The 20,917-nt window shown below is 48.8% G+C and carries 19 protein-coding genes and 1 pseudogene; 9 read left to right on the forward strand and 11 right to left on the reverse strand.

Annotation, left to right across the window (positions count from 1 at the left end; translation table 11 throughout):
* Positions 1-602: 602 nt before the first annotated feature.
* The 4 genes from IPF95_18425 to IPF95_18440 all read right to left on the reverse strand — a co-directional run bounded on the left by IPF95_18425 (position 603) and on the right by IPF95_18440 (position 3,977).
* Positions 603-818, reverse strand: a complete 216-nt coding sequence (locus tag IPF95_18425; GenBank protein ID MBK6476658.1) for a hypothetical protein — start codon at positions 816-818, stop codon at positions 603-605.
* 1,055 nt (positions 819-1,873) lie between these two features.
* Positions 1,874-2,077: a hypothetical protein gene (locus IPF95_18430; GenBank protein ID MBK6476659.1), complete on the reverse strand. Its 204-nt coding sequence runs from the start codon at positions 2,075-2,077 to the stop codon at positions 1,874-1,876.
* Positions 2,078-2,164: 87 nt separating this feature from the next.
* The gene (locus IPF95_18435; protein ID MBK6476660.1) at positions 2,165-2,554 is read right to left on the reverse strand and encodes a hypothetical protein; all 390 of its coding nucleotides are present in this window, start codon (positions 2,552-2,554) and stop codon (positions 2,165-2,167) included.
* 1,036 nt (positions 2,555-3,590) lie between these two features.
* A complete protein-coding gene (locus tag IPF95_18440; protein MBK6476661.1) occupies positions 3,591-3,977 on the reverse strand; it encodes a hypothetical protein in 387 nt (128 codons plus the stop codon).
* Positions 3,978-4,300: 323 nt separating this feature from the next.
* Here IPF95_18440 and IPF95_18445 point away from each other — a divergent pair, with 323 nt between their 5' ends.
* Positions 4,301-4,450 (forward strand): hypothetical protein, encoded by a 150-nt coding sequence (locus IPF95_18445; protein MBK6476662.1) that lies wholly within the window; start codon positions 4,301-4,303, stop codon positions 4,448-4,450.
* Between the two features lie 107 nt (positions 4,451-4,557).
* Here IPF95_18445 and IPF95_18450 read toward each other — a convergent pair whose 3' ends face one another.
* Together IPF95_18450 and IPF95_18455 are read right to left on the reverse strand one after the other, a co-directional pair.
* A complete protein-coding gene (locus IPF95_18450; protein MBK6476663.1) occupies positions 4,558-4,830 on the reverse strand; it encodes a hypothetical protein in 273 nt (90 codons plus the stop codon).
* 69 nt (positions 4,831-4,899) lie between these two features.
* Positions 4,900-7,003, reverse strand: a pseudogene (locus IPF95_18455) (dehydrogenase E1 component subunit alpha/beta).
* A gap of 143 nt (positions 7,004-7,146) precedes the next feature.
* On the opposite strand from IPF95_18455, the gene IPF95_18460 reads away from it, so the two are divergent.
* Positions 7,147-8,661 (forward strand): hypothetical protein, encoded by a 1,515-nt coding sequence (locus tag IPF95_18460; GenBank protein ID MBK6476664.1) that lies wholly within the window; start codon positions 7,147-7,149, stop codon positions 8,659-8,661.
* Here the strand turns inward: IPF95_18460 and IPF95_18465 are convergent.
* Together IPF95_18465 and IPF95_18470 are read right to left on the reverse strand one after the other, a co-directional pair.
* A complete protein-coding gene (locus IPF95_18465; protein MBK6476665.1) occupies positions 8,658-9,410 on the reverse strand; it encodes a class I SAM-dependent methyltransferase in 753 nt (250 codons plus the stop codon). The two genes, IPF95_18460 and IPF95_18465, sit on opposite strands and share 4 nt — an antisense overlap.
* A complete protein-coding gene (locus IPF95_18470) occupies positions 9,388-10,371 on the reverse strand; it encodes a glycosyltransferase family 2 protein (GenBank protein ID MBK6476666.1) in 984 nt (327 codons plus the stop codon). The genes IPF95_18465 and IPF95_18470 overlap by 23 nt, the downstream gene beginning before the upstream one ends.
* A 171-nt stretch (positions 10,372-10,542) precedes the next feature.
* Between IPF95_18470 and IPF95_18475 the strand changes: the two genes are divergently transcribed.
* Both IPF95_18475 and IPF95_18480 read left to right on the forward strand, forming a co-directional pair.
* On the forward strand, positions 10,543-12,426 hold the full coding sequence (locus IPF95_18475; protein MBK6476667.1) for a sulfatase-like hydrolase/transferase: 1,884 nt from the start codon (positions 10,543-10,545) through the stop codon (positions 12,424-12,426).
* Complete coding sequence (locus IPF95_18480; GenBank protein ID MBK6476668.1) at positions 12,423-13,289, forward strand: diacylglycerol kinase family lipid kinase; 867 nt, start codon at positions 12,423-12,425, stop codon at positions 13,287-13,289. Before IPF95_18475 ends, IPF95_18480 begins: the two co-directional genes overlap by 4 nt.
* A gap of 9 nt (positions 13,290-13,298) precedes the next feature.
* Here IPF95_18480 and IPF95_18485 read toward each other — a convergent pair whose 3' ends face one another.
* From IPF95_18485 to IPF95_18495, 3 genes are all read right to left on the reverse strand, one after another.
* Positions 13,299-13,769 (reverse strand): type II toxin-antitoxin system RelE/ParE family toxin, encoded by a 471-nt coding sequence (locus IPF95_18485; protein MBK6476669.1) that lies wholly within the window; start codon positions 13,767-13,769, stop codon positions 13,299-13,301.
* Between the two features lie 205 nt (positions 13,770-13,974).
* Complete coding sequence (locus IPF95_18490) at positions 13,975-14,220, reverse strand: DUF433 domain-containing protein (protein ID MBK6476670.1); 246 nt, start codon at positions 14,218-14,220, stop codon at positions 13,975-13,977.
* Between the two features lie 95 nt (positions 14,221-14,315).
* Entirely contained in the window at positions 14,316-16,682 is a 2,367-nt protein-coding gene (locus IPF95_18495; GenBank protein MBK6476671.1) for a M1 family metallopeptidase, read from the reverse strand.
* Positions 16,683-16,821: 139 nt separating this feature from the next.
* On the opposite strand from IPF95_18495, the gene IPF95_18500 reads away from it, so the two are divergent.
* From IPF95_18500 to IPF95_18520, 5 genes are all read left to right on the forward strand, one after another.
* Positions 16,822-17,007 carry a hypothetical protein gene (locus IPF95_18500; protein ID MBK6476672.1) on the forward strand — a complete coding sequence of 62 codons (186 nt, stop codon included), beginning with the start codon at positions 16,822-16,824 and terminating at the stop codon, positions 17,005-17,007.
* A 22-nt stretch (positions 17,008-17,029) separates the two neighbouring features.
* Complete coding sequence (locus IPF95_18505; GenBank protein MBK6476673.1) at positions 17,030-18,130, forward strand: tyrosine-type recombinase/integrase; 1,101 nt, start codon at positions 17,030-17,032, stop codon at positions 18,128-18,130.
* Positions 18,131-18,841: 711 nt separating this feature from the next.
* Positions 18,842-19,159, forward strand: coding sequence for a CPBP family intramembrane metalloprotease (locus IPF95_18510; GenBank protein ID MBK6476674.1), 318 nt, complete (start codon positions 18,842-18,844; stop codon positions 19,157-19,159).
* Between the two features lie 121 nt (positions 19,160-19,280).
* Positions 19,281-20,369 carry a hypothetical protein gene (locus tag IPF95_18515; protein ID MBK6476675.1) on the forward strand — a complete coding sequence of 363 codons (1,089 nt, stop codon included), beginning with the start codon at positions 19,281-19,283 and terminating at the stop codon, positions 20,367-20,369.
* A 99-nt stretch (positions 20,370-20,468) separates the two neighbouring features.
* The gene (locus IPF95_18520; GenBank protein ID MBK6476676.1) at positions 20,469-20,801 is read left to right on the forward strand and encodes a DUF262 domain-containing protein; all 333 of its coding nucleotides are present in this window, start codon (positions 20,469-20,471) and stop codon (positions 20,799-20,801) included.
* Positions 20,802-20,917 lie beyond the last annotated feature (116 nt).

The raw sequence follows: 20,917 nt of genomic DNA on the forward strand, positions 1-20,917 counted from the left end.
CAATATGATTACGTTCCTATCCTTCATAATCTACTTCTTAGCCCTTCATGAAGAAACGTCCCCAAGCGAATCGGCGGATTGGCTTACAGCACCAACAAGCGAACTTAGGGCATTCCTGCTGAACTGTCCACCCTGCCACCTTTTCAGCAACAAGATTCCGCATTCATTTCCGGATCGAATGAAGGGGAACAAGGAAGTTACACGCATTGCGGGCTTCGTTGGAAAGGCCATGATCTCGACGATCTTGGGCGCGCATTGAAGAGCAAATGCGGCGTTGGCGGAAATGAAGGACGGCGCGATCCTATTGCAAGGCGATCACCGTGATAAAGTGTTGGTCTTATTGACCGAGAGAAGGGTTATCGAGTTAAAAAAGGCGGGTGGGTAATTCGAAACCATGCCTATTATCGCCAATATTGACAACTAAATACATACCATGCATCGCATCCTACTATTTGCAGCCGCCATATCGATCACCTGCTTTATTCAAGCGCGTATCGCCCATGCATCTTACTATTTACTCTGAAGATGGTTTGAATTCACCCTTACCGTAAACGGGGAAACGGTTAATGCGGAACCGAGCACCAACGTTAAACTGAGAACAATTAACTACGACTTTGCACGTAAGCAACATCACGTTCGAAGACGAGAACATTCCGCGCATCGAGCGAAGGCTCTACAGCTCGCCACACCCGGTACCGGGCCCAAAGGTCCTGTAGCTGTGGTATTTTCGCGATCAAAGAAAAGAAGGGGGAAACGATCCTTCGGTTCGTTGGTCGTTCGGCGAAAAGATCCATATGGCTAATCCCTACGATCATCATTAACAACAAGTAAGGAAGTCAATCCATCTGGCCGGTGAAGTCAACTTCGATAAAGCTCCTGGTCGATTTACTGCTCCATTGGAGCGCATGAAAGGCGAATTCATGGTATTTTGTGGAGTTCCTCACGACGTGGTAACTGAATTCCGGAACCCGTGGAAGGGCATGTAAAATGCACGATTACCGGATCTGTCGACCGTGCATTAATGCCGACCAAGAGTGGTTAACACATTATCATTCTTGGTGGTGATATCCGGCACGCAGCGAAATTGAAAGCAGGTGATCTGGTCCACGCTGAACTATGGGCAGACCCTGAACCGGATAAGGTAATTCATCCCGGAAGCTCCACGAGACCTTGACTTCATGCCGGAATTCAAAGTGGCTGATAAATTGACAACGGCATGCAACGCAGTATGTGCTATTGGGTGGCGAGCGCGAAGACCGAACCTACCCAAGCCAAACTATCGCAGAATTATTGCGTCGTTTTGAAACGGGACATATTCACTTCGGCGGTAGAACAAAAACATCTAGCAGCGATCGATCGAACGCGACCTGGGGTTTGATCTGTGAGGTGCTGATGACATTCGATCACGGCGCTATGCCTCAAAGATCAGCGTATCCGCTTTGGCACCGGAGACTGGGCGGAGCATTTCTGCTTATCGCGTACGAACTCTTTCGGGCCGCAGATATAGAAGTTCCGATCGTACCCCCACCAAAGCGATGAGCGTATTGTTGTCGATACGCCGATCGCGGAACCCAATGACGCGTTCTACGCGTGAACAACTTGAAGTATCGTTTGCCCAGAAGTTTCCTGCAAGTTCCGTATCCATGATCACAATCCAAGCCCGTTCTATTGAATAGACCAACGTGTTTGCCTTCATTTTTCTTCTTCCGTATCGCGAAAGATGGCCATAATGGCGTGATGCCTGTACCTGCTGCGAAAACTCCGCGGCACCATTGTGGTACGTTATTGTACCGAACACGCGTCTCCCAAAGTAGCCTTTCGCCTTTGCGAATGATGCCTCAATTGTTCGGTCACTCCTTTGCATCGTTGTATCTTAACCATCAATTCGATGTTGCGCGATGTGGTCAACGAGGTAAACTTGAAAGGCCGCCATTTGTCGCGGGCCAGCCATCGCGATTGTACCGCAACCATTCGACCTTACTTTGAATTTCAATCCTGTAGGGCGTGTGAGCACGAACCGTTTCACATCCGGCGTAATGAACGTACTACTCTCGATGTCCGCTATTAATGGCTCCATGCGTTGCTAAAGTAGGTGTTCGAGGTGTGCAAGAAAACAGCAACAATGGTTAACAGGGACATTGTCGCAGAACGCACCACTCCATCGTTATTGCTTAATGAATTGTTCACGCAAAATACCTGCCGCACTCTGTAGAAATTTATCACATACGTCCCGGGCGAGAGAGAAGCATCGATCCGGACGTTCGTTCGTACTGTACCAACGCGTTGTACCACCCGGCCGTCGGTTTATCACCTCTCCTGATACACGCTGCCATTCGAGCGCATCACCCGTAATGCGATCAAGAGCTGGTATTGGGTACACGGCACTGGCTTCTTGTGCACAACACTGGGAACAGCATTCGAAATGTCGACCGTCAGTTCGCAAGCGACCAAAGATCACCGGTTCATTGAAATCGAAGTAGATGTTCGCAATATTCTGAACTGTTTCACCAAGTGCATCCGTTGGGGGTCTGATGGAGAAGCCTGGCGAAGCCATGGCTTTCGGGTTCGTTCGCATTGCTGTCCGGCAATACGATCTCAAGTTGAAAACGAAGTGGAGCACTCCATCGCGCATGAAACCATTCGCTCGGATGGCTGCTTTGGATGAATCGGAATGAATCCCTACTGGGGGTCACCAACGTATCGGCAACTGCACGCGTTCGGCGAGGTAGGTGCCTGTGTTCCGGAAACGGTTAATGTATTCAACCGTAGTGTCGCAGCTACTTCATCCGGTGCCAGCATTGCTGGGAAAAACCTGTCTGTCATTAAGGGTCAAAAGAACTGACTTATGATAAATTGTTATGCTATTGTTGACCGGGTTTGGATGAGTGGTAGAGTGGATTGATCTCACAATACTCCATAAGAACAGTGCCCATCGCTACTGTTTCAGGCACATGCTGGTTAACAACTATATCAGAATAGAACTGGGTCATCGGCGGAGTCTTGTAGGTTATTACGTTACGTTACTGTAGACGTGCCAGGAATGGACGAACGAAATTCAGCGTAATGGGGGATCGAAGGTGATCGTAACAACCGTTGTCTTCGTGAGCCTTGAAACTTCCAGCTCTATCATATAGCTTATGAAACCCCGGTCTGGCTGGCGACATCAACTCATTGTACACTCCAGTTCCACGGGAATGTCCAAGGCGCTTATGGCAAAGTCCAGACCATCAATATTATCATTCACCGTTAACAGTTCTTGAACATATTGCAACGGTAACACATCCGAGAAAAGGTTGAGAAAGCCCTACCAATTCCACAGTGTATTCTCCGATGGGTAAAGCAATACTGTAGTTACCAGCAGTGTCTACCCCAGTTTGGTAGTTCGATGGTAGAAAACGCACTGTTCCGGATATGGATTTCGGTTCATCTGCTCCCTGCTCGCTGTCACTGTTCGCGTCGAAGATATACTGTCCGGAAATAGTAGGATTTACTTCGGAGCAGTAGCTGGTAAGGATGGAACAAAGGTTCAACCTGTTGCACTAAATTGGATGGTTGGTTGGGGTAACAAGCCATGTCAGCACTCAACTCGGTCAAGGTCGTTGGTAAAGGCGGTAAACAAGTACCACTGTTGTACACGATAAGTTCCTGAAGTCCTTCAGGGAACGATGGCATTCAGTGAAGGAACAATCGTTAAGTGCAATAGTCTCAATTGCGCTAGGGAATGCTGGTTGCCCAATATCCGTGGACAAGCCGGTCTGATCCAACTGCCTCAAACCTGATGGCAACTGGGGAATACCATTCGTAAATGCGCCATCAGCGATGAAAGACCACAAGCTGTTCGGGAAAACTGGAAGCAGAACATCCGTCGAAGCTCCGATGATCTTGAATGTTTCCAACATACTCGGTAGAGCTGGAACAGCATTCCAATCCACCCAGCCAACGGATAGATAGCGTAAACCAGCAGGGAAAATCGGCACTGGTAGTAACGGCACATAATCCAGTTAAGCCCGACCAATGAACTGGGCATCGGTAATGAAGTAAGAACGGGTGTAACTACCACCGAAAGGCTATCCACCAAGGTTGGGAAGTTCGATAAGGTTTGTAGGCCATCCATATTGCTGAATATCAACGTGGGGTTATTGGCTACTTGCTGCACTGCCCAACCAGAAGTTATTGAGGACAGGACCCAATTTCCATGTAATCTTGATCTGGCGATAGCATAGGCAGAACTGTCAAATTGGGTAGTCCGAGGTATACAACGCGCAACACACCATCTCCAAGTATGAATGGTTGATGCTCCTTGCTGTTCACCACAGAAATAAATTCCACGTATGAGATCGAAGAGGGCCAAGCTGAAGTGGCCGGGAAGTTGTTGATCTCTACGGCAAGTATCGGCGTGCAGGTGTGCCGTCAAGGGTCCAGTTCTGTAGTTGCGTTGGTGCGTCAATAATTAAGGCCTCGAGGCCAAGCGGTAGCGCGGGAAGATCAGTACCGGTGTAGTTCCAAATTTGAAAGAGGAGACTAGTACCAGAAACGGCAGGAAGGAAGGGAATGCTGTTACTTCAACCCGGGATCGAAACCCAAGTTCATTAAGTTGCATGACACATATTCTAAACCGGTAAGGTCGCAAGGTGTCCATGACACATTCAAGTTAATATTTTCGATGAACGCTCCAGGGTCCGTTATGTAACCATCCGAACTTACAAGATCAGGAATGAAACCATTCAGCACATCCCTAAGCATGAGATCCGGCACAAAGTTTACTTGGCACCAAGTAGGTGTCGTAATGCTGAAAGCAGCAAGGATGATAAGCGCGCGGAAAGACTTCATGACACCAGTTGGTTTAAAAACAGGTGCAAGGTCGACGATCTTTTCGTTCTACAGAACGTCACGAGCTCATTAATACCCCGCCAACCGCTCCACTGCTTCCGCGAATCTGCTCTTTGGCAAGAACCCTTTCTCCAACGGTATCGCAAAGGGCACCGGCGTATCCCAACTTGCTACGCGCATGATGGGTGCATCGAGATGATCGAAACAATGTTCATTGATCAATGCACTGAGTTCACCACCAAAACCACCGGTCAGCGTATCCTCGTGCAGAACGATGACCTTACCGGTCTTCTTCACACTGGCAACGATCGTATCAATATCCAACGGTACCAACGTGCGTAGATCAACGATCTCCATATCGATCGGACCTCCATCGCCACTCGAGCGATCTGCAAGTGTTGCTGCGAGTTCCGTCGCCCAATGCACTCCCATGCCATAGGTGATCACGCTCAATGAAGCAGGGCTATCATGCCGTGTGGCCTGTGCTTCACGAACTACCCGCGCTTTACCGAAGGGTATGCTGTAGGGTTCGGTAGGAACCGGTCCAGAAACAGAGCGATACATGGCTTTGTGCTCGAAGAACATCACGGGATTCGGGTCTTCGAAAGCGGTCATCAGCAAGCCTTTCGCATCGAACGGATTACTCGGGTAAACAACCTTCAGGCCTGGTGTTTTCACGAACCACATTTCATTGCTTTGACTGTGGAATGGACCAGCGCCAACGCCAGCGCCGGTGGGCATTCGGATCACCACATCAGCGTTCTGTCCCCAGCGGTAATGGCTCTTGGCGAGCACGTTGCAGATCTGCGTCATGCCCTCGCTCACGAAATCCGCGAATTGCATTTCCATCATGGCCTTCATGCCCTTCACACTAAGGCCGTATGCTGCACCAACGATCGCGCTTTCACACAGTGGCGTATTGCGCACGCGTTCCTTTCCGAAGCGTTCAACGAATCCATCAGTAATCTTGAATGCTCCGCCGTATTCAGCAATATCCTGGCCCATCAGTACCAGATCCGGATGGCGCTCCATGCTTTGCAACATGGCTTCCTGAATGGCATCGATCAGTCGTTTCTCCGGGTGTGGTTGGCCGTCTGGGCCATTGGTCTCGTTAGGTCGACCTAGTAGGTCGACGCTACCGGTGCCAATGGTGGAATCCGGGGATGTTGCGTATACATCACCCAATTCAACCTCCGCAACAGGTGTAGGTTCAGGTTCTTCAAACGCATGTCGAATATCTTCTTCAATACCCGCCTTGATCTCATGCCGGATATGATCGCGATTCTCCGCAGTAAGTATGCCCTCTTTCAAGAGCCATGCTTCGAAATTGTGAACAGGGGATCTTTCTTACCCCCACCTCGAACAATTCCTGCGGAACATACTTGGTGCCACTGGCCTCCTCATGCCCGCGCATCCGGAACGTGATGCATTCCACGAGGATGGGACGCGGATTCTCACGGACGCTATCCGCCAAGCGCGCAAGGTTATTGTATACCTCGAGGATGTTGTTGCCTGCGATCTGCACTGATTCAATACCGTAGCCTATCGCTTTATCGGTGAAGTGCTTCATGCGGAATTGCTCACTGCTAGGCGTGCTCAATCCGTACCCGTTGTTCTCAATGATGAACAGCACAGGTAGGTCCCAAACTGCAGCCACATTGAGGCTTTCGTGAAAATCACCTTCACTCGTAGCACCATCACCGGTGAAAACGAACGTGCATCGGTTCTCCTTCTTCAGTTTGTGCGCCAGTGCGATCCCATCAGCGATCCCCAATTGTGGCCCGAGGTGACTGATCATACCAACGATCTTATGCTCTTGATCACCGAAGTGGAAACTGCGCTCCCTTCCTTTTGAATAGCCTGTTGCTTTTCCTTGCCATTGGGCGAAGAGTTTTCTGAACGGCATTCCGCGTGTAGTGAACACGCCCAGATTCCGATGCATCGGCAAAATATATTCATCTTCATTCGCCGCAAGCGCCACACCAACGCTGATGGCTTCCTGGCCAATTCCACTGAACCATTTACTGATCTTGCCTTGCCGAAGCAGGCTCAACATTTTCTCCTCGATAACCCGTGGCTGTGCGAGCTGCACGTACATGTTAAGCAGTGTGGCGTCGTCATGCGTTCCGCGTTCAAAGCGGAGTTGACGGTCTTCGGTGGTCAGCGTGGTCATAAAGAGGAATTGAACTAACGTAGCCTTCGGAGGCTTCTAATGGGTGCCAAAGGTATTGCGGCCCGGTTACGGCATAACATGGTCGCTACCTTCAATATCGGTAAGGTTGTCAACAAGGCCTACTTTGGCGCTTCGATCGAGAAATGGAGGCTGAAAGCGGAATAACGGGACTTACAAAGTCGAGCGGGATGCGTGTGTTGCAGTACGCTTCGATCGCGTTGGCCATTGCCCTCACGGTTACTACGCTGGCCAGCCGCATCAGCTTGATCGACACGCACTTGCTGAACATCATGGGCGAAGAACAGAATGTGATCTATGGCATTATAAAATGGATGCAAGGCGGGCCGTTGTACACCGATCCGGCCATTCTCCCAATGGATATCATCCAATATGCACCAAGCTATTACCACTTGGTCGGCGGTATCGGAGAGCTGCTCGGCGTAGATCCTTCCGAGCCACAGAACATTTATGCATTAACCCGCACGGTAGGGCTTTTGCTCAATCTGCTTTTCGTAGTGATCGGCTACGGAATTGCACGCCAGTTAGGTGCAACTCGGTGGGTCGGAATTTTGTGGAGTGCGGTTCTATTCAGTTTCCTCCCCGTACAGATCTACAGCCGGACCGATGCCTTGAATCTGGTCTTTTTCGCATCAGCGATGCTCTTTTTCTTACGCTCCATAGCGCGCGGTGTTGAAGGAAAGAAGGAACTCTATCTGGCCACGATCTTCGGATGTTTGGCGATGCTGAGCAAACAGACCGGAGTGTTGCCTTTGATCATCATTGGATCCTGGTTACTGATCACCAAGCAATGGAAAACCCTATTCTACCAGATCATTGTTGGGGCGGTGGTCCTTGGGGTAGCTGTGGGCTCTATGTTCATCCACTATGGAACAGCCGTTGTGGTGGACAACCTCTTCACGTCGGTCAGGAATGGGATCGATCTGGTGTTGGTCCGTTCGCTCTTGAATGTGCGTTACGTGGCAATGTTCGTATTGCAGGGCATCGGCTTGATCCTTGCATTCCGCTGGTGGCGAGGAACCGAGGCTATGAGAAGGGGTTGGGCGTTGGCATTCACGATCAGCTTGGTCTTCGGGTATATCACGAGCCTGAAGTACGGTAGTTCCGTAGCTTACTACATGGAAGGGCTGGTGTTGGCCACTGCGGCTCTGGCAGCGATCATGAGCCATCGATCCGGTTACTGGCAATGGGCCGGGTTAGCATTGGCGATCCTCTTCATCCAACCGCGGCAAGTTGCGTGGGGCATAACGGTATTGCTTGGCAGGAATACGGTGCAGAACGAGCGGGCCGAATACGAAGAAGCGAAGGCCATGGCGAAAGAATTCGCGGAAGATCCAGCGCTGCGCGAAGGATATATCCTCTTCCCGTACCACGATCACATGGAGAATTTCATTGTCGGTCGAAGTGTGCTTACCCAAAAGGACATCTTTCAATTGCCTACCTCGATCGCGAACTATGATCTGAGCGCCTACCGTAACGCACTGAACGATGGCACGATCCGGTACATTCTGAAACGGGACCTTTCGATACCGCTTTGCGTTGTTGGTGATGACCATCCGCCGTTGCGGTTGATCGGTGTTAGGCATGGCTATCACATTTATGTGAACACCGCTTGGCAAGGTGCACCCTCAGTGAACTAGCTCTTCGCAACTCCGATAACGGAAGTTCCTTTCCATTTCCGTGGAAGCACAAGGAACTCGACGTAGAAGAACAGGCCAAGTACGTAATTGAAAAGTTCGGCAAGCCAATTCTTGGGCACATTGAAGCCAACCTCACGTTCACCTTTCGACTTCAGCAACAGCCGCGCTGCGGGGTACAGGCCATGAAAGACGTAGCTCACATACGAACTGCTTGTATTTCCGGTGCGCAGATGATCAGTCAGCATTTCAAGATCATAGCGCCGGAAGTGTTTATTGAACCGATCGAAATTGCTGAACAGTTCTTGTCGAGCAGGCACGGTTGCCAGAACACATTCCGCATTCGGCAGCTTCTTCCGTACCATGGCCAAAAAGGCAATGGGATCTTCAATGTGTTCGATCACATCCAGAAGCAAGATGCTCCGTATCTTCGCGCAGACCGCTGGGTCCATGTCCAGCACATCTGCTCCGGTCTTTACGAATGTTGCTACGCTTGGGAGCGCTTTCACTGGTGCCAATTCTATTCCGGTAATGTCGAAGCCATCATTGCGCAAGTACTCCACCACAACACCTTTTCCGCAACCGATCTCCAACATCGGACCTACAGCATTCACTTTGCGCAGGGTGCGCGCAATGACCTTATTCCGGCAACGGCTCCAATAATGCCGTTCCACACCGAGCGGGTAAAGCTTATCGAATTGTTCTTCGGAGAACGCGGTATCCTTTGGATCACTCACCGGTAGTGCGTTCAATGATGTAACGGGGGCGTTGCTTCACCTCTTGGTAGATCTTACCGATGTACTCACCTATGATGCCGAGACTCGTGATGATCATCGCAGAAAAGATGGTAATGATCAAGAGTGTTGAAGCCCACCCTTGTATGGCTTGCCCAGCGAACAAGCCCCATATAACCCATACTGCAACACCAATACCCATGAACATCATTGCGATACCGAGGTAGAAAACCAATTTGAGTGGTGTGGTCGTGAATGAAGTGATCCCTTGCCACGCCAAGCTCATCAACTTCCGGTAGCTGTATTTGGACTCACCGGCATGACGTTCTTTACGCACGTACTCCACTTCCGCAGAAGGATATCCGATCAAAGGGAATAGGCCGCGCAGATAAATATTTGCTTCATTGAACCGTTCCAGATCAGCGATCACTTTGGAATCCGCGGACCGGAAATCGGCATGGCCTTTAATGGCACGTTCATTCATTTTGCGGATCAGGCTGTAGTACAACTTTGCTGCGATCTGCTTTCCGAACGAATCCACTTGCCGATCCAAACGAACGCCATACACAACACGTTTTCCGGCGTGGTGCAACTTCACCATTTTGGAGATCACCGAAACATCATCCTGCAGGTCAGCATCCATGGAGATGAGGATATCGGCATGCGTGCGTTCCGTAAAGAGCCCGGCGATCACTGCATTCTGGTGACCGAAATTGGCACTCAACTTCAACCCTTTGATCCGTGCATTGTTCTTTGAAAGCACTTCGATCTCTTTCCACGTTGTATCCCGGCTACCATCGTCCACGCAACACACGTAGCTATCCGCGGTCGCGTATCCTTCCACTGCAAGGCTGGTCATCTCTTTGAGAAGAACCTCGGTAGTGTGCTGCAGAACGCCTGCTTCGTTGTAGCACGGAACAACCATGCACACCCGCAGCGCTTTGGCAGGAACAGTATGGAGGTCGGTAGGTCCGGGCATTACAACAGTTCACATCCTGAAATGAGGGCGAAAAATACACCGTTGCACCAGAACACTGTGATAAATGCCATCCTTCCTGGAATTCCGAGATGCGGAAAACGGAACTGTTAAGCTCTGGTAAACGAAATTGAACGCGATGTGATTCCCTGAACTATTCCGCAACTTCGCGGCATGTTGCGCGGCCCGCTTTCCATTCTGGTACTTCGTTTAGGAGCGGTAACGTTAGTGTATACCCTATTACGGCTGCAGTTCTGGGCACTCAACAGCATGGCGTTCCCGGATCCTTCCTTCTGGGCATTCGTAGGTGGCGTTCGATTCGACCTCAGTGCCATCGCTTGGTTACACTTGCCCTGGATCGTACTTTTCTTGATCAACCCTTATCCGAACAAACAATTCGGACGCATCCAATTCTGGGTGTTCATGGCGATCAATGCCATCACGTTGTTCTTCCAATGCGTTGATCTGGAATTCTACAAATTCAGTTTGAAACGCAGCACTGCTGACTTTCTCAACATGATGATCAGCGGCGGTGACACGATCAATCTAGTACCCGCGTTCCTCAGGGACTACTGGTACATCGCACTGATCTACGTTGCGTGCCTAGCGCTCTTGGGTTGGATCTACAAACGTGTAGGCCACATTGGTGAACCCGTGGAACGGAAAGCATTCCAACAGATAGGCTGGCGGATCCTTGCCGTTGTCCTTGTTGCGTTGGCATCACGCGGTGGGTTGCAATTGATGCCCTTACAAGTGCTCGATGGCGCGAAATACGGTGGAGCGAGTTATTTGCCGTTGGTCCTGAATACGCCCTTCACCATGATGACCAGTTTGGGCAAGCCAACGCTGGAAGAACGTGTTTACATGGACCAGGCGGAAGCCGACGCGCTATGGCCTGTGGTGCATCAATACAACGCCCTTCCGAATGTACCGTTCGATAGTGTTTCCAATGCACAGCGCCCGAATGTTGTCGTGATCATTCTCGAGAGTTTTTCTGCGGTATACAGTGGCAGACTTGGCGGAGGCGAAGGCTATATGCCATTCCTGGATTCGTTGATGGGGCAAAGTCTGAACATGACCAACGCCTATGCGAATGGACGCCGAAGTGTGGATGGGATACCGGCAGTGCTTGCCAGCATGCCAGAATGGATGGATGAAGCGTTTCTTACATCACCCTACGCAAGTTTACCGTTCACTTCCATTGCCAGTGTGTTGGGCAAAGAGGGTTATTCCACCAGCTTCTATCACGGGGGAAGGAATGGTACCATGGGCTTCGATGGATTCGTACGATCCGCGGGATTCGATCGGTATGTGGGACTGAATGAATACACCGGTCCAGCAACTGACCATGATGGGCATTGGGGCATTCGCGACCTTCCGTATTTGCAGTACTACGTAGCAGAACTCTCGAAGGAGAAAGAACCATTCATCAGCAGCGTTTTTACGTTAAGCTCGCATCATCCGTACGAACTTCTACCTGAAGATGCTGAGCGCTTCAAAGGTGGCACCTTGGCCATTCACCCTACCCTTCGTTACACGGACAATGCCGTGCGCCAGTTCTTTCTGAGTGCCGCAAAAATGCCGTGGTTCGCGAATACATTATTCGTCATTACCGCAGATCATACAGCGGACATCGAACGAACCGGCTCGCACAGTGATAAGGCCATTGATCACTGGGTACCGCTTTTTTATTACATGCCGAATAAGATCGCGCCAGCTGCACAACCTCGGATCACGCAACACATCGATATCTTACCTACCACTTTGGACCTGATCGGATGTTCGGACCGGTTCTTCAGCTTTGGTCATAGTGCATTGCGCAATGAGACAAGGCCTTACGCCATCATGGCAAGCAATGGCGTTTATAGCGTTGTGAGCGAACATGCTCAGGTAAAGTTCGATGGTGATCAGGTGATCGAAACGAGAACCTTGGACAGCTCTTCTACAGTGGATCCGATCCTGGCTGCGGAAATGGAATTGTATTTGAAGGCTGCGATCCAACAATACAATGGTCATTTGATCAAAAGCCAGCTTACAATAACACCGGAAGTGCCATGAAAAAGGCCCTATTGGTGATCAACCCACGTTCGGGGAAGGGCAAGGCGCCGATGATCGAAAAGGCGGCGATCGGTATTGCCCAAGAGCACGGCTACGAGCTGACCGTACGGTTGGTAACAGGACACGGCCATGGAACGCAGTTCGCGCAAGAGGCGGTCTCAAGCGGCATGGACATGGTCGTTAGCGCAGGTGGAGATGGAACCTTGAACTCCATTGCCGCAGGACTGATCGGTACCAAAGTGGCGCTGGGCATAATTCCGTTGGGAAGTGGAAATGGCTATGCACGTTCGTTGGAACTGCCATTAGAACCAACTGAAGCATTGCACCACGCATTTACAGGAACAGCCATGTTGATGGATGTCTGCTACCTCAACGACCACGCATTCCTAGGTGTTGCCGGTATCGGTTTCGATGCACGCGTAGCACACCGGTTCGATAAAAGCAAAGGCCGCGGTATGTGGGGTTACGCGAAGATCATCATCCAAGAAGTAATTGGTGCGAAGCCGATGCAAGTGACCGTACACGCCAATGGCGAACGGATCACTGAGCAAGTGTTGATGGCCGTGTTCTGCAACACGCGTGAATTCGGTAACGGTGCAGTAATAAGTCCTGGATCACGGCCTGACGATGGACTAGCAGAGATCCGATTGGTGCGCAAACCGCCCTTCTTTTCCATGCTGAAGGCCCTGTGGCAGATCTATACGCATAGGGCGGATGACAGTAAGTTCATCCGGAATCTGGTCACTACCGAAGCCACAGTGGTGCAGGACGGAACACTTGCCCATTTGGATGGCGAGCCATTGGACGTGGGCAATGACGTGCGCTTCCGGTTGGAGCCTGGAAGGCTGTGGGTGGTGGTCTAGTTGCGTATTTCAAGGACCAAATCGTGGGCTTGGTTTACGACTTGTGTGACGGATCTGGTAAATGTAAACCGACGTATTTTCTACAATAAATACAACACGATACGGGAACTTTTCCAGTTCAACATAACGAAAGCCATTCTTCTGAAGTTGAAATACAGGGTTCTTGGACAACTGCTCCAGACATGCGTTCAGGGAATCAGCGAAACGTCGACCAAGCCCCTTACTTTGTTGTTCATACCATAAAAATGCCTTTGCAGCTTCGGCCTGTGCCGGCATAGCATCTTCCATTGAAAGGTAGGTATCCAAACCAGCTTTACGTCGCCGATCGATCTCTTGAAGCTCTACTAATTCTTCTTCGGTGAATCCATCAGGTTCGGCAAGCTCACGGTCGAAGACTTGTTTCAAACGATGAAGTAAGCCAGCATCTTGGATAAGAGCGAGACGTTCAAGTAAGTTGAGTTTTAATTCGGAGGTGCTCATTGTGTGTTACTCTCAAACTCAAAGATAGGTGATGCGCAGAAAAAAAACAGAAACTGATGCTCACCACACTGCCGGTGTTTTACACACTTACCTTCACCCTAAAAACGCCCCATCAAACACAAGTCTAGTAACTGGCCCTTCATGGTGAACGATGCGAACTCACGCGATCGGAAACCGCTTAGGAGCCGCCGTCAACAAATTCTCATCAAGCAGCAGCTTCATACAACTTCGTGATCTTTTCCGCTGAGAATAAAGCGCCCACCAGCTCCAATAAACTGGTTGCTTGTTCCTTTGAAACCGACGGAAAGTCGGACAGGAATTCATCCACCGTGATCCCTTTCTCCAAATGACTTATCAGCGAACCCACTGGGACACGCGTGCCTCTGAAAACCGGACAACCTCCAAGTATAGCTTGGTCAACGGTAATCAATTCTTTCGGGTCATGTATCATGGCACTTCCAAAGATACAACAGATCACACTCCGGAGCATCTGCGATGGCAACCTCACCTTGCCTTGGATAACCCCGCTTCCCAACAATCACTACCCTACTGCTTCAACCCCTCCGCTCGCTGCTTCCGTTCCATCTGCATGGGGTTCGGTTCTTTCCACTGGCTCTCCTTGAACACATCGAACCGCGTTGGCACCATGCGCGGCGGCCAGCTGTTGTTGTTGAGGTCGCAATCGGCTGTTTCCAGGAACGGGTCCAGCACTACGGAAACGACTTCCTTTTTCTTCACGAATACCTTGGTCACTTCATCGCTGCTCTTCCAGATCTCGGCTGGAATGTGATCGATCTCCTTGGTGCCGTCCGCGAATTCCCATTCCAGGATCAACGGCATTACCAGACCACCGATATTCTTGAAACTGAGTTCATAGAGATGCAGGTCCGCATCGAGCAATGTGCGCTCTTTATCGCTCAACGAAGCCATCATCTTATCATACCTCGCTTTGTCGCGTGAAGTGGCTGTGAGTGGGTCGTAGTTGTTGTAGAAGTCGCGTGTTACGGAGTCACGCTCCAGCATCACTTGCGCGAGTGCTGTCCTATTGCGCTCTCTGGTAAGGTCCGGAGCTTCGGCGGCTTTGTCCTTGCGTTTCAAGCCCTCGGAGATCACAGGATCGACTGGGTCCATGCGTTTGTATTTCAGGTCGGTCAGTGCGAGATCCACATGATCCGTCGTGTAGAACCAACCGCGCCAGAACCAATCGAGGTCCACGCCGCTGGCATCTTCCATGGTGCGGAAAAAATCAGCTGGTGTGGGGTGCTTGAATTTCCATCGGTTAGCGTAGGTCTTGAATGCATGATCGAACAACTCTCGCCCCATAACGGTTTCGCGCAGAATGTTCAGCGCTGTGCACGGTTTGCCATACGCGTTGTTACCGAATTGCGTGATGCTTTCACTGTTGGTCATGATCGGTTCAATGCGGGCTTTCACCTTATCCGGTGCAGCGTTGACATCACCTTTCATATACCCCACGATGTTCCGCGGTTTCCCACGCCAGCTCGGATAATCCCTGTCCCACTCCTGCTCGGTGAGGTATTGCGTGAAGGTGTTCAACCCTTCATCCATCCATGTCCATTGGCGCTCATCGCTGTTGATGATCATGGGGAAGAAGTTGTGCCCTACTTCGTGAATGATCACACCGATCATGCCATACTTCGTGCGTTCGCTGTAGGTACCATCAGGCTCCGGGCGACCGCCGTTGAAACAGATCATCGGATACTCCATACCGATACGATCGGTGTGTACGCTGATCGCAACCGGGTAGATGTAATCACACGTGTATTTGCTGTAGGTCTTGATGGTGTGTGCCACCACTTTGGTGCTGTACTGCTCCCACAACGGGTTACCCTCTTTCGGGTAAAAGCTCATGCATAGAACGTTGGTCACTCCTTCCTTTGAGCCGGCGGTTCCAACTGGTTGGTTCTGTCCATCCCAGATGAACTTCCGACTACTTGCGAAGGCAACATCACGCACATTCTGCGCTTTGAACACCCACGTTTTCTTGCCGCTGGCCTTGGACTTTTCAGCCTTCAATGCTTCATCAGGCGTAACGATCATGACCGGCATATCCGCCGTGCGCGCCTTTGCCAATCGTGAACGTTGTTCGGCTGTTAGCACGGCACTTTCATTCTGTAACAAACCGGTAGCACCAACGATATGATCACTGGGCACGGTAATGCTCACGGAATAATCGCCGAAGTCGAGTGTGAACTCACCAGAACCTAGGTATTGTTTGTGCATCCAACCGGAGTAATCCATGTAAGCGCACATACGCGGGTAGAACTGCGCAACGGTGTAGAGGTAATTGTCCTCTTCTTCGAAATACTCGTAGCCGCTTCGGCCACCAACTTTCATACGGTCGTTGATCGGGAACCACCAATCGATCTTGAAACTGAACACTGCGCCTGGAGCCAATGCTTTGGGCAGGTCAATGCGCATCATGGTCTTGTTGATCGTGTGCGTCAACTTACTCCCGGAGGCATCCGTAACACTCGTGATCCGGAAACCACCCTCGAAGGGCTGCACCCAATTCTCCATTTCCTTCAGCGAAACGCTATCACCGATCGTTCCGGTCTTGATCAAGTTCGCATCGCTACCGGGCTCGAAAATATTCCCGTCCAACTGCAGCCACAGGTAATCCAGTTTATCCGGGCTTTGGTTGTGGTAGGTGATGGTTTCCGTACCGGTCAGTTTCTGCGTCGCGTCATCGATCTCCACCTTGATGTCGTAATCGGCCTTCATCTGCCAATAGGCATGGCCTGGTGCACCGCTGGCCGTGCGCTGTTCATTCGGCGTAGGCAACTCCTGATCCAACTGCCGGAACTTATCGCGGCCATAACGGGGCGAATCCTGGGCTGTTGCAGCGAATGCGACCAACGCTGCGGAAACGGTAATTAAATAACGGAACATGGCGGCGAAAATACGGAGAAGGATGTTCGTGCAAACGCCATCCGGACTTCTTGGAACCGATCTCGCGGATCAAGCCATTCATTCTATTTACTGAAAACAACAAAGGAACCTGCCGCCATTACCAAGTTGAACACGGATCATGCGATCAATTACGGTGCATGGTTTTCGACACGGTATTAGGAAAGACCTCTTGGAACAAGATACTGACCTGCACTATATTCAGGCCCTGCAAGGACAAAGTGCCAAAAAAACCACCATGATCGCTCTATTGAGCTTGTTGAAGCATACACGCATGTTCGCACCAAAGCCACTGGCAAGACGCTAAGTGAGCGACGTAACTTGTTTACATGGCCATTACTCAACCACCCACCGACCCGAACGCTGTTTGGCATAAAGAGATCGCTCTGGAACCTGCGGAACACCAGGGCCAGGAGGTCATCCTCCTCCGCTTTCCGTTCAATGCGGAGCTGATCGTCCAAGTGAAACAACTTTCGGGAGCCCGCTGGTCAAGCAGCCTTAAAGCGTGGCATGTGCCGGACAACCGGACCTACCGCGAGCGTTTTGGCCTACCTCAAAAAGCAACCGTAAAGGAAGCTCTTTTGCACCTTACACCAGAAAATGCCGCAGCCATGCAGCGCTTTCTGGACACCATTCGGCTAAAGGGCTACAGCCCGAATACTGAGCGAACCTACCGGAACGAATTCGCACAGCTTCTCCAAGCACTGGGTCCCACACCTGTTGATACCCTCACATCGGAACGCCTTCGCAGTTACATGCTGCATTGCACCCAGGTCCTCAAATTGAGCGAAGCAACCTTGCACAGCCGGCTCAATGCGATCAAGTTCTACGTGGAAAAGGTACTGCATCTGGAAAAATTCTTCGTTGATATCCCGCGGCCCAAGAAACCGCGTACATTGCCCAAGCACCTTAGTCAGCAGGACGTGAAACGCCTCCTTGAACAGACCACGAACCTGAAGCATAACACAATGCTTCGCCTTTGCTATGGCATGGGTCTGCGTGTAAGCGAACTCGTAGCGTTAAAGGTGCAGCATATCGATAGCGGAAACATGCAGGTACACATTTGCCGTGCTAAGGGCAAGAAGGACCGATATGTCACATTGCCTACCAGCATTCTGGAACAACTGCGCACCTACTTTAAGACCTATCGGCCGAAAGAATACTTGTTCGAGGGCCAATATGGCGGTGCCTATACCACCCGCAGCGCACAGGCCGTATTCAAACAGGCGATGCACAGGGCCGGTATCAACAAGAGCATCGGCATACATGGTCTGCGCCATTCCTACGCCACCCACCTTTTAGAGGCTGGCACCGACATCGGCTTCATTCAGAAACTGTTAGGTCATGAGGACATCAAGACCACCCTACTCTATGCCCAAGTAACCAACCGCCACCTCAAACAGATAAAAAGCCCCCTGGATAGCCTATGAGCCACACCTCATATCCGCGTGCCTTCTGGGCGGCTAGACGCAATGCGCATTTTGTGTTGCAGAATTGTAACCAGCTCATAAAGCGTATCTTACCAGACACATCGCCAGACCAAACATTCATCTATTCAATGACGCATTTTAGCAGCAACCCAAAAAGACCAACTTGTAATCACAAGCAAAAAATGAAAGGAAAAATCAAACAAATTAGGAATTATTGTCGGAAAGTATTTGCTCTTAAAACTTTTGGATAAAAACAAGCCTTTTTTTTTCCGCCCCCCACCCACTTTTTAAACACCCCCCCCTAACCACCCCCCCCCCCCTCCCTTTCTTTTTTACCCCTTTTCGGGTGATAAAGGGGACACTTTTATTAAAAACGAATTTTAAAAAATAACCTTTTTTTTTTTTTTTTTTATAAGGGAAAGTTTTGTTCAAAATTTTGGTTTTTGATTTTTTTTGGGGCTTTTTTTGTGGGCGGTTTGCCTAATTTTAGTTTGGCTTGGGGCCCCGAAAAAAAAAATTTACATTTTTACCTTAACCCCCGGCCAACTTTTCCTTTTTTTTTTGTTTTTTTTTAAACGCTTCAATGCAAAAATTACTTGTACACGGCCATCTTTTCTCACTTTTGAAACCAAGTATTCTAAGCTAACTGCTTTGATTACGACATCTTTTTATCCTTGCTCCTACATCCAGGTGCAATAAATTCCAGGGGGGTTGACAGCATCTATAAATGTATTTGGAGCTGGACTTATCTTTGGACTTATCACAATAAAGTTTGACAGTTTAATATGTTCAACATTCGCACATACAGTATGGAATTATTTTGGTGCAGTTTGGTTTGGACTTATTCCATTAGATAATTACCCATCTATGAAGTTAATTTCTGTTACTGGAAATTCACTTTTAATTGGTGACAAAAATGGGATGGAAACTGGCTTTATTGTGAGCAGTAACTATGTTAGCCTTTGTTATTTAGTTATGGACAAAAAAACGGCAGGTAACAAGGTATTGGCAAAACCAGGGCTGACGTAAGTAGTTTCAACACATGTACTGCTATCAGCATTTGTTCATAATCAAGGTGACGTTATCAGAGGCTTCCTGCAAACCCTTTACTGTTCTATTACAGACCGTGCTAACAATAAACAGACAGACAATGAAGTTAAGAACAATCTTATTTTTTAGCATACTGACCATATTGACATCGTGCAACGGACAGACAAAAAATAAAGCATCAAACGCTGACGATTTAAGCCAAAACATTGCACAAGGCGACACCGTAAATAAACTTGGCGACCATTTGTGGTATGTGTTTCAAGACAAAAAGAACAACTATTGGTTTGGGAGTAATGGCGAAGGTGTGTATCGTTTTGACGGCAAAACTATTGTCAATTTTACGACCAAAGACGGACTATGCAACGATAGTATAAGACAAATTCAAGAAGATAAATTTGGCAATATATTTTTCTCAACGCTTGGTGGTATCAACAAATTTGACGGAAAACAATTTACGACTTTGCAACCTATAAAAAGTAAAGACTGGAAATTAGAACCAAATGATTTGTGGTTTAACATATTGGGCAAAAGAAACGAAAACGGACCTTATCGCTTTGATGGAAAAAATCTGTTTCAATTAGAATTCCCAAAACATTACCTACACGATGAAATTTATGCAAAAGGCATCAATCCATTTTTTAGTCCTTATGAAGTCTATTGTATTTATAAAGACCGAAAAGGTGCAATGTGGTTTGGCACTTCAGTTTTTGGTGCTTGCCGTTTTGACGGACAATCCATCAAATGGATGTATGAAGAAGATTTAACAATAGGTTTAAACGGTGGAACATTTGGTATTCGTTCAATATTTGAAGACAAGGAAGGTGGTTTTTGGTTTTGCAACACTTGGCATCGGTATATTTTTGACTTTGACAAAACAACAAAAAGCGACAGACTTCAATATCAAAAGACCAACGGAATTGGAAACGCAAAAATATTTGGAGGTGACGAATACGTTTACTATTCATACATCATAGAGGACAATAACGGAAATATTTGGCTGACCACTTGGGACAAGGGAGTTTATAAATATGACGGCAAGAACATCACAAATTATTCAGTTAAAGACGGCACGAAAGACGTTAATTTAGTTTCAATGTATAAGGACAATCAAGGCGACTTATGGCTTGGGACACCTGACAACGGAACATTTAAGTTCAACGGAAAAACATTTGAAAAATTTAACCCATGACGACAGAAAGAAGAACAGTCGATAACACGGGAATGCTCATTTTTATTGGCAGTATTGTTTATGTTCACGATGATGTTTGTCCATCCCCAGAATTAGAAATTGACAGTTATTGATGGACAGCAAAGGTTAACAACTTTGACACTTGTTTATTTGGTACTTCATAGACTTGCAAAGGTTATCAAAAACGAAGGACTTGTAAATGAAATAAGCGAAACCTATTTGATAAATAAATTTTCACCAGAAGAAGAGAAACTAAAATTAAGACCAACTGACAATAATGATAGAGCTTTAAAATATTTATTGCGAAGTGATGAAAATGAAGAGTATTCAGACTTTTCAAAATTAATCGACAACTTCAATTATTTCAAAGGAAGATTACAGAGAAATTATCAGAAACAGTTCTCAAAGGACTTTCCAATTAATGTTTGTTGAAGTTTCGCGGTAGAGAAAAGACGACCCTCAAAAGAATTTTCGAAAGTTTTAGATTCAACAGGTTTGGAACTTGCCCAAGCCGATCTAAATTCGGAGTTATATTTTAATGGGTCTTA

Source organism: Flavobacteriales bacterium, assembly GCA_016704485.1.
Classification (GTDB): Bacteria; Bacteroidota; Bacteroidia; order Flavobacteriales_F; family PHOS-HE28; genus PHOS-HE28.

Excerpts from the sequence above, each read along its gene's own strand:
- IPF95_18500 (MBK6476672.1), top strand. The coding sequence starts at position 16,822 with ATGCGATCAATTACGGTGCATGGTTTTCGACACGGTATTAGGAAAGAC.
- IPF95_18470 (MBK6476666.1), bottom strand. The coding sequence starts at position 10,371 with ATGCCCGGACCTACCGACCTCCATACTGTTCCTGCCAAAGCGCTGCGG.
- IPF95_18515 (MBK6476675.1), top strand. The coding sequence starts at position 19,281 with ATGAAGTTAAGAACAATCTTATTTTTTAGCATACTGACCATATTGACA.
- IPF95_18450 (MBK6476663.1), bottom strand. The coding sequence starts at position 4,830 with ATGAAGTCTTTCCGCGCGCTTATCATCCTTGCTGCTTTCAGCATTACG.
- IPF95_18480 (MBK6476668.1), top strand. The coding sequence starts at position 12,423 with ATGAAAAAGGCCCTATTGGTGATCAACCCACGTTCGGGGAAGGGCAAG.
- IPF95_18485 (MBK6476669.1), bottom strand. The coding sequence starts at position 13,769 with ATGAGCACCTCCGAATTAAAACTCAACTTACTTGAACGTCTCGCTCTT.
- IPF95_18460 (MBK6476664.1), top strand. The coding sequence starts at position 7,147 with ATGGAGGCTGAAAGCGGAATAACGGGACTTACAAAGTCGAGCGGGATG.
- IPF95_18435 (MBK6476660.1), bottom strand. The coding sequence starts at position 2,554 with ATGGCTTCGCCAGGCTTCTCCATCAGACCCCCAACGGATGCACTTGGT.
- IPF95_18425 (MBK6476658.1), bottom strand. The coding sequence starts at position 818 with ATGATGATCGTAGGGATTAGCCATATGGATCTTTTCGCCGAACGACCA.
- IPF95_18490 (MBK6476670.1), bottom strand. The coding sequence starts at position 14,220 with ATGATACATGACCCGAAAGAATTGATTACCGTTGACCAAGCTATACTT.
- IPF95_18430 (MBK6476659.1), bottom strand. The coding sequence starts at position 2,077 with ATGGAGCCATTAATAGCGGACATCGAGAGTAGTACGTTCATTACGCCG.
- IPF95_18505 (MBK6476673.1), top strand. The coding sequence starts at position 17,030 with ATGGCCATTACTCAACCACCCACCGACCCGAACGCTGTTTGGCATAAA.
- IPF95_18475 (MBK6476667.1), top strand. The coding sequence starts at position 10,543 with ATGTTGCGCGGCCCGCTTTCCATTCTGGTACTTCGTTTAGGAGCGGTA.
- IPF95_18495 (MBK6476671.1), bottom strand. The coding sequence starts at position 16,682 with ATGTTCCGTTATTTAATTACCGTTTCCGCAGCGTTGGTCGCATTCGCT.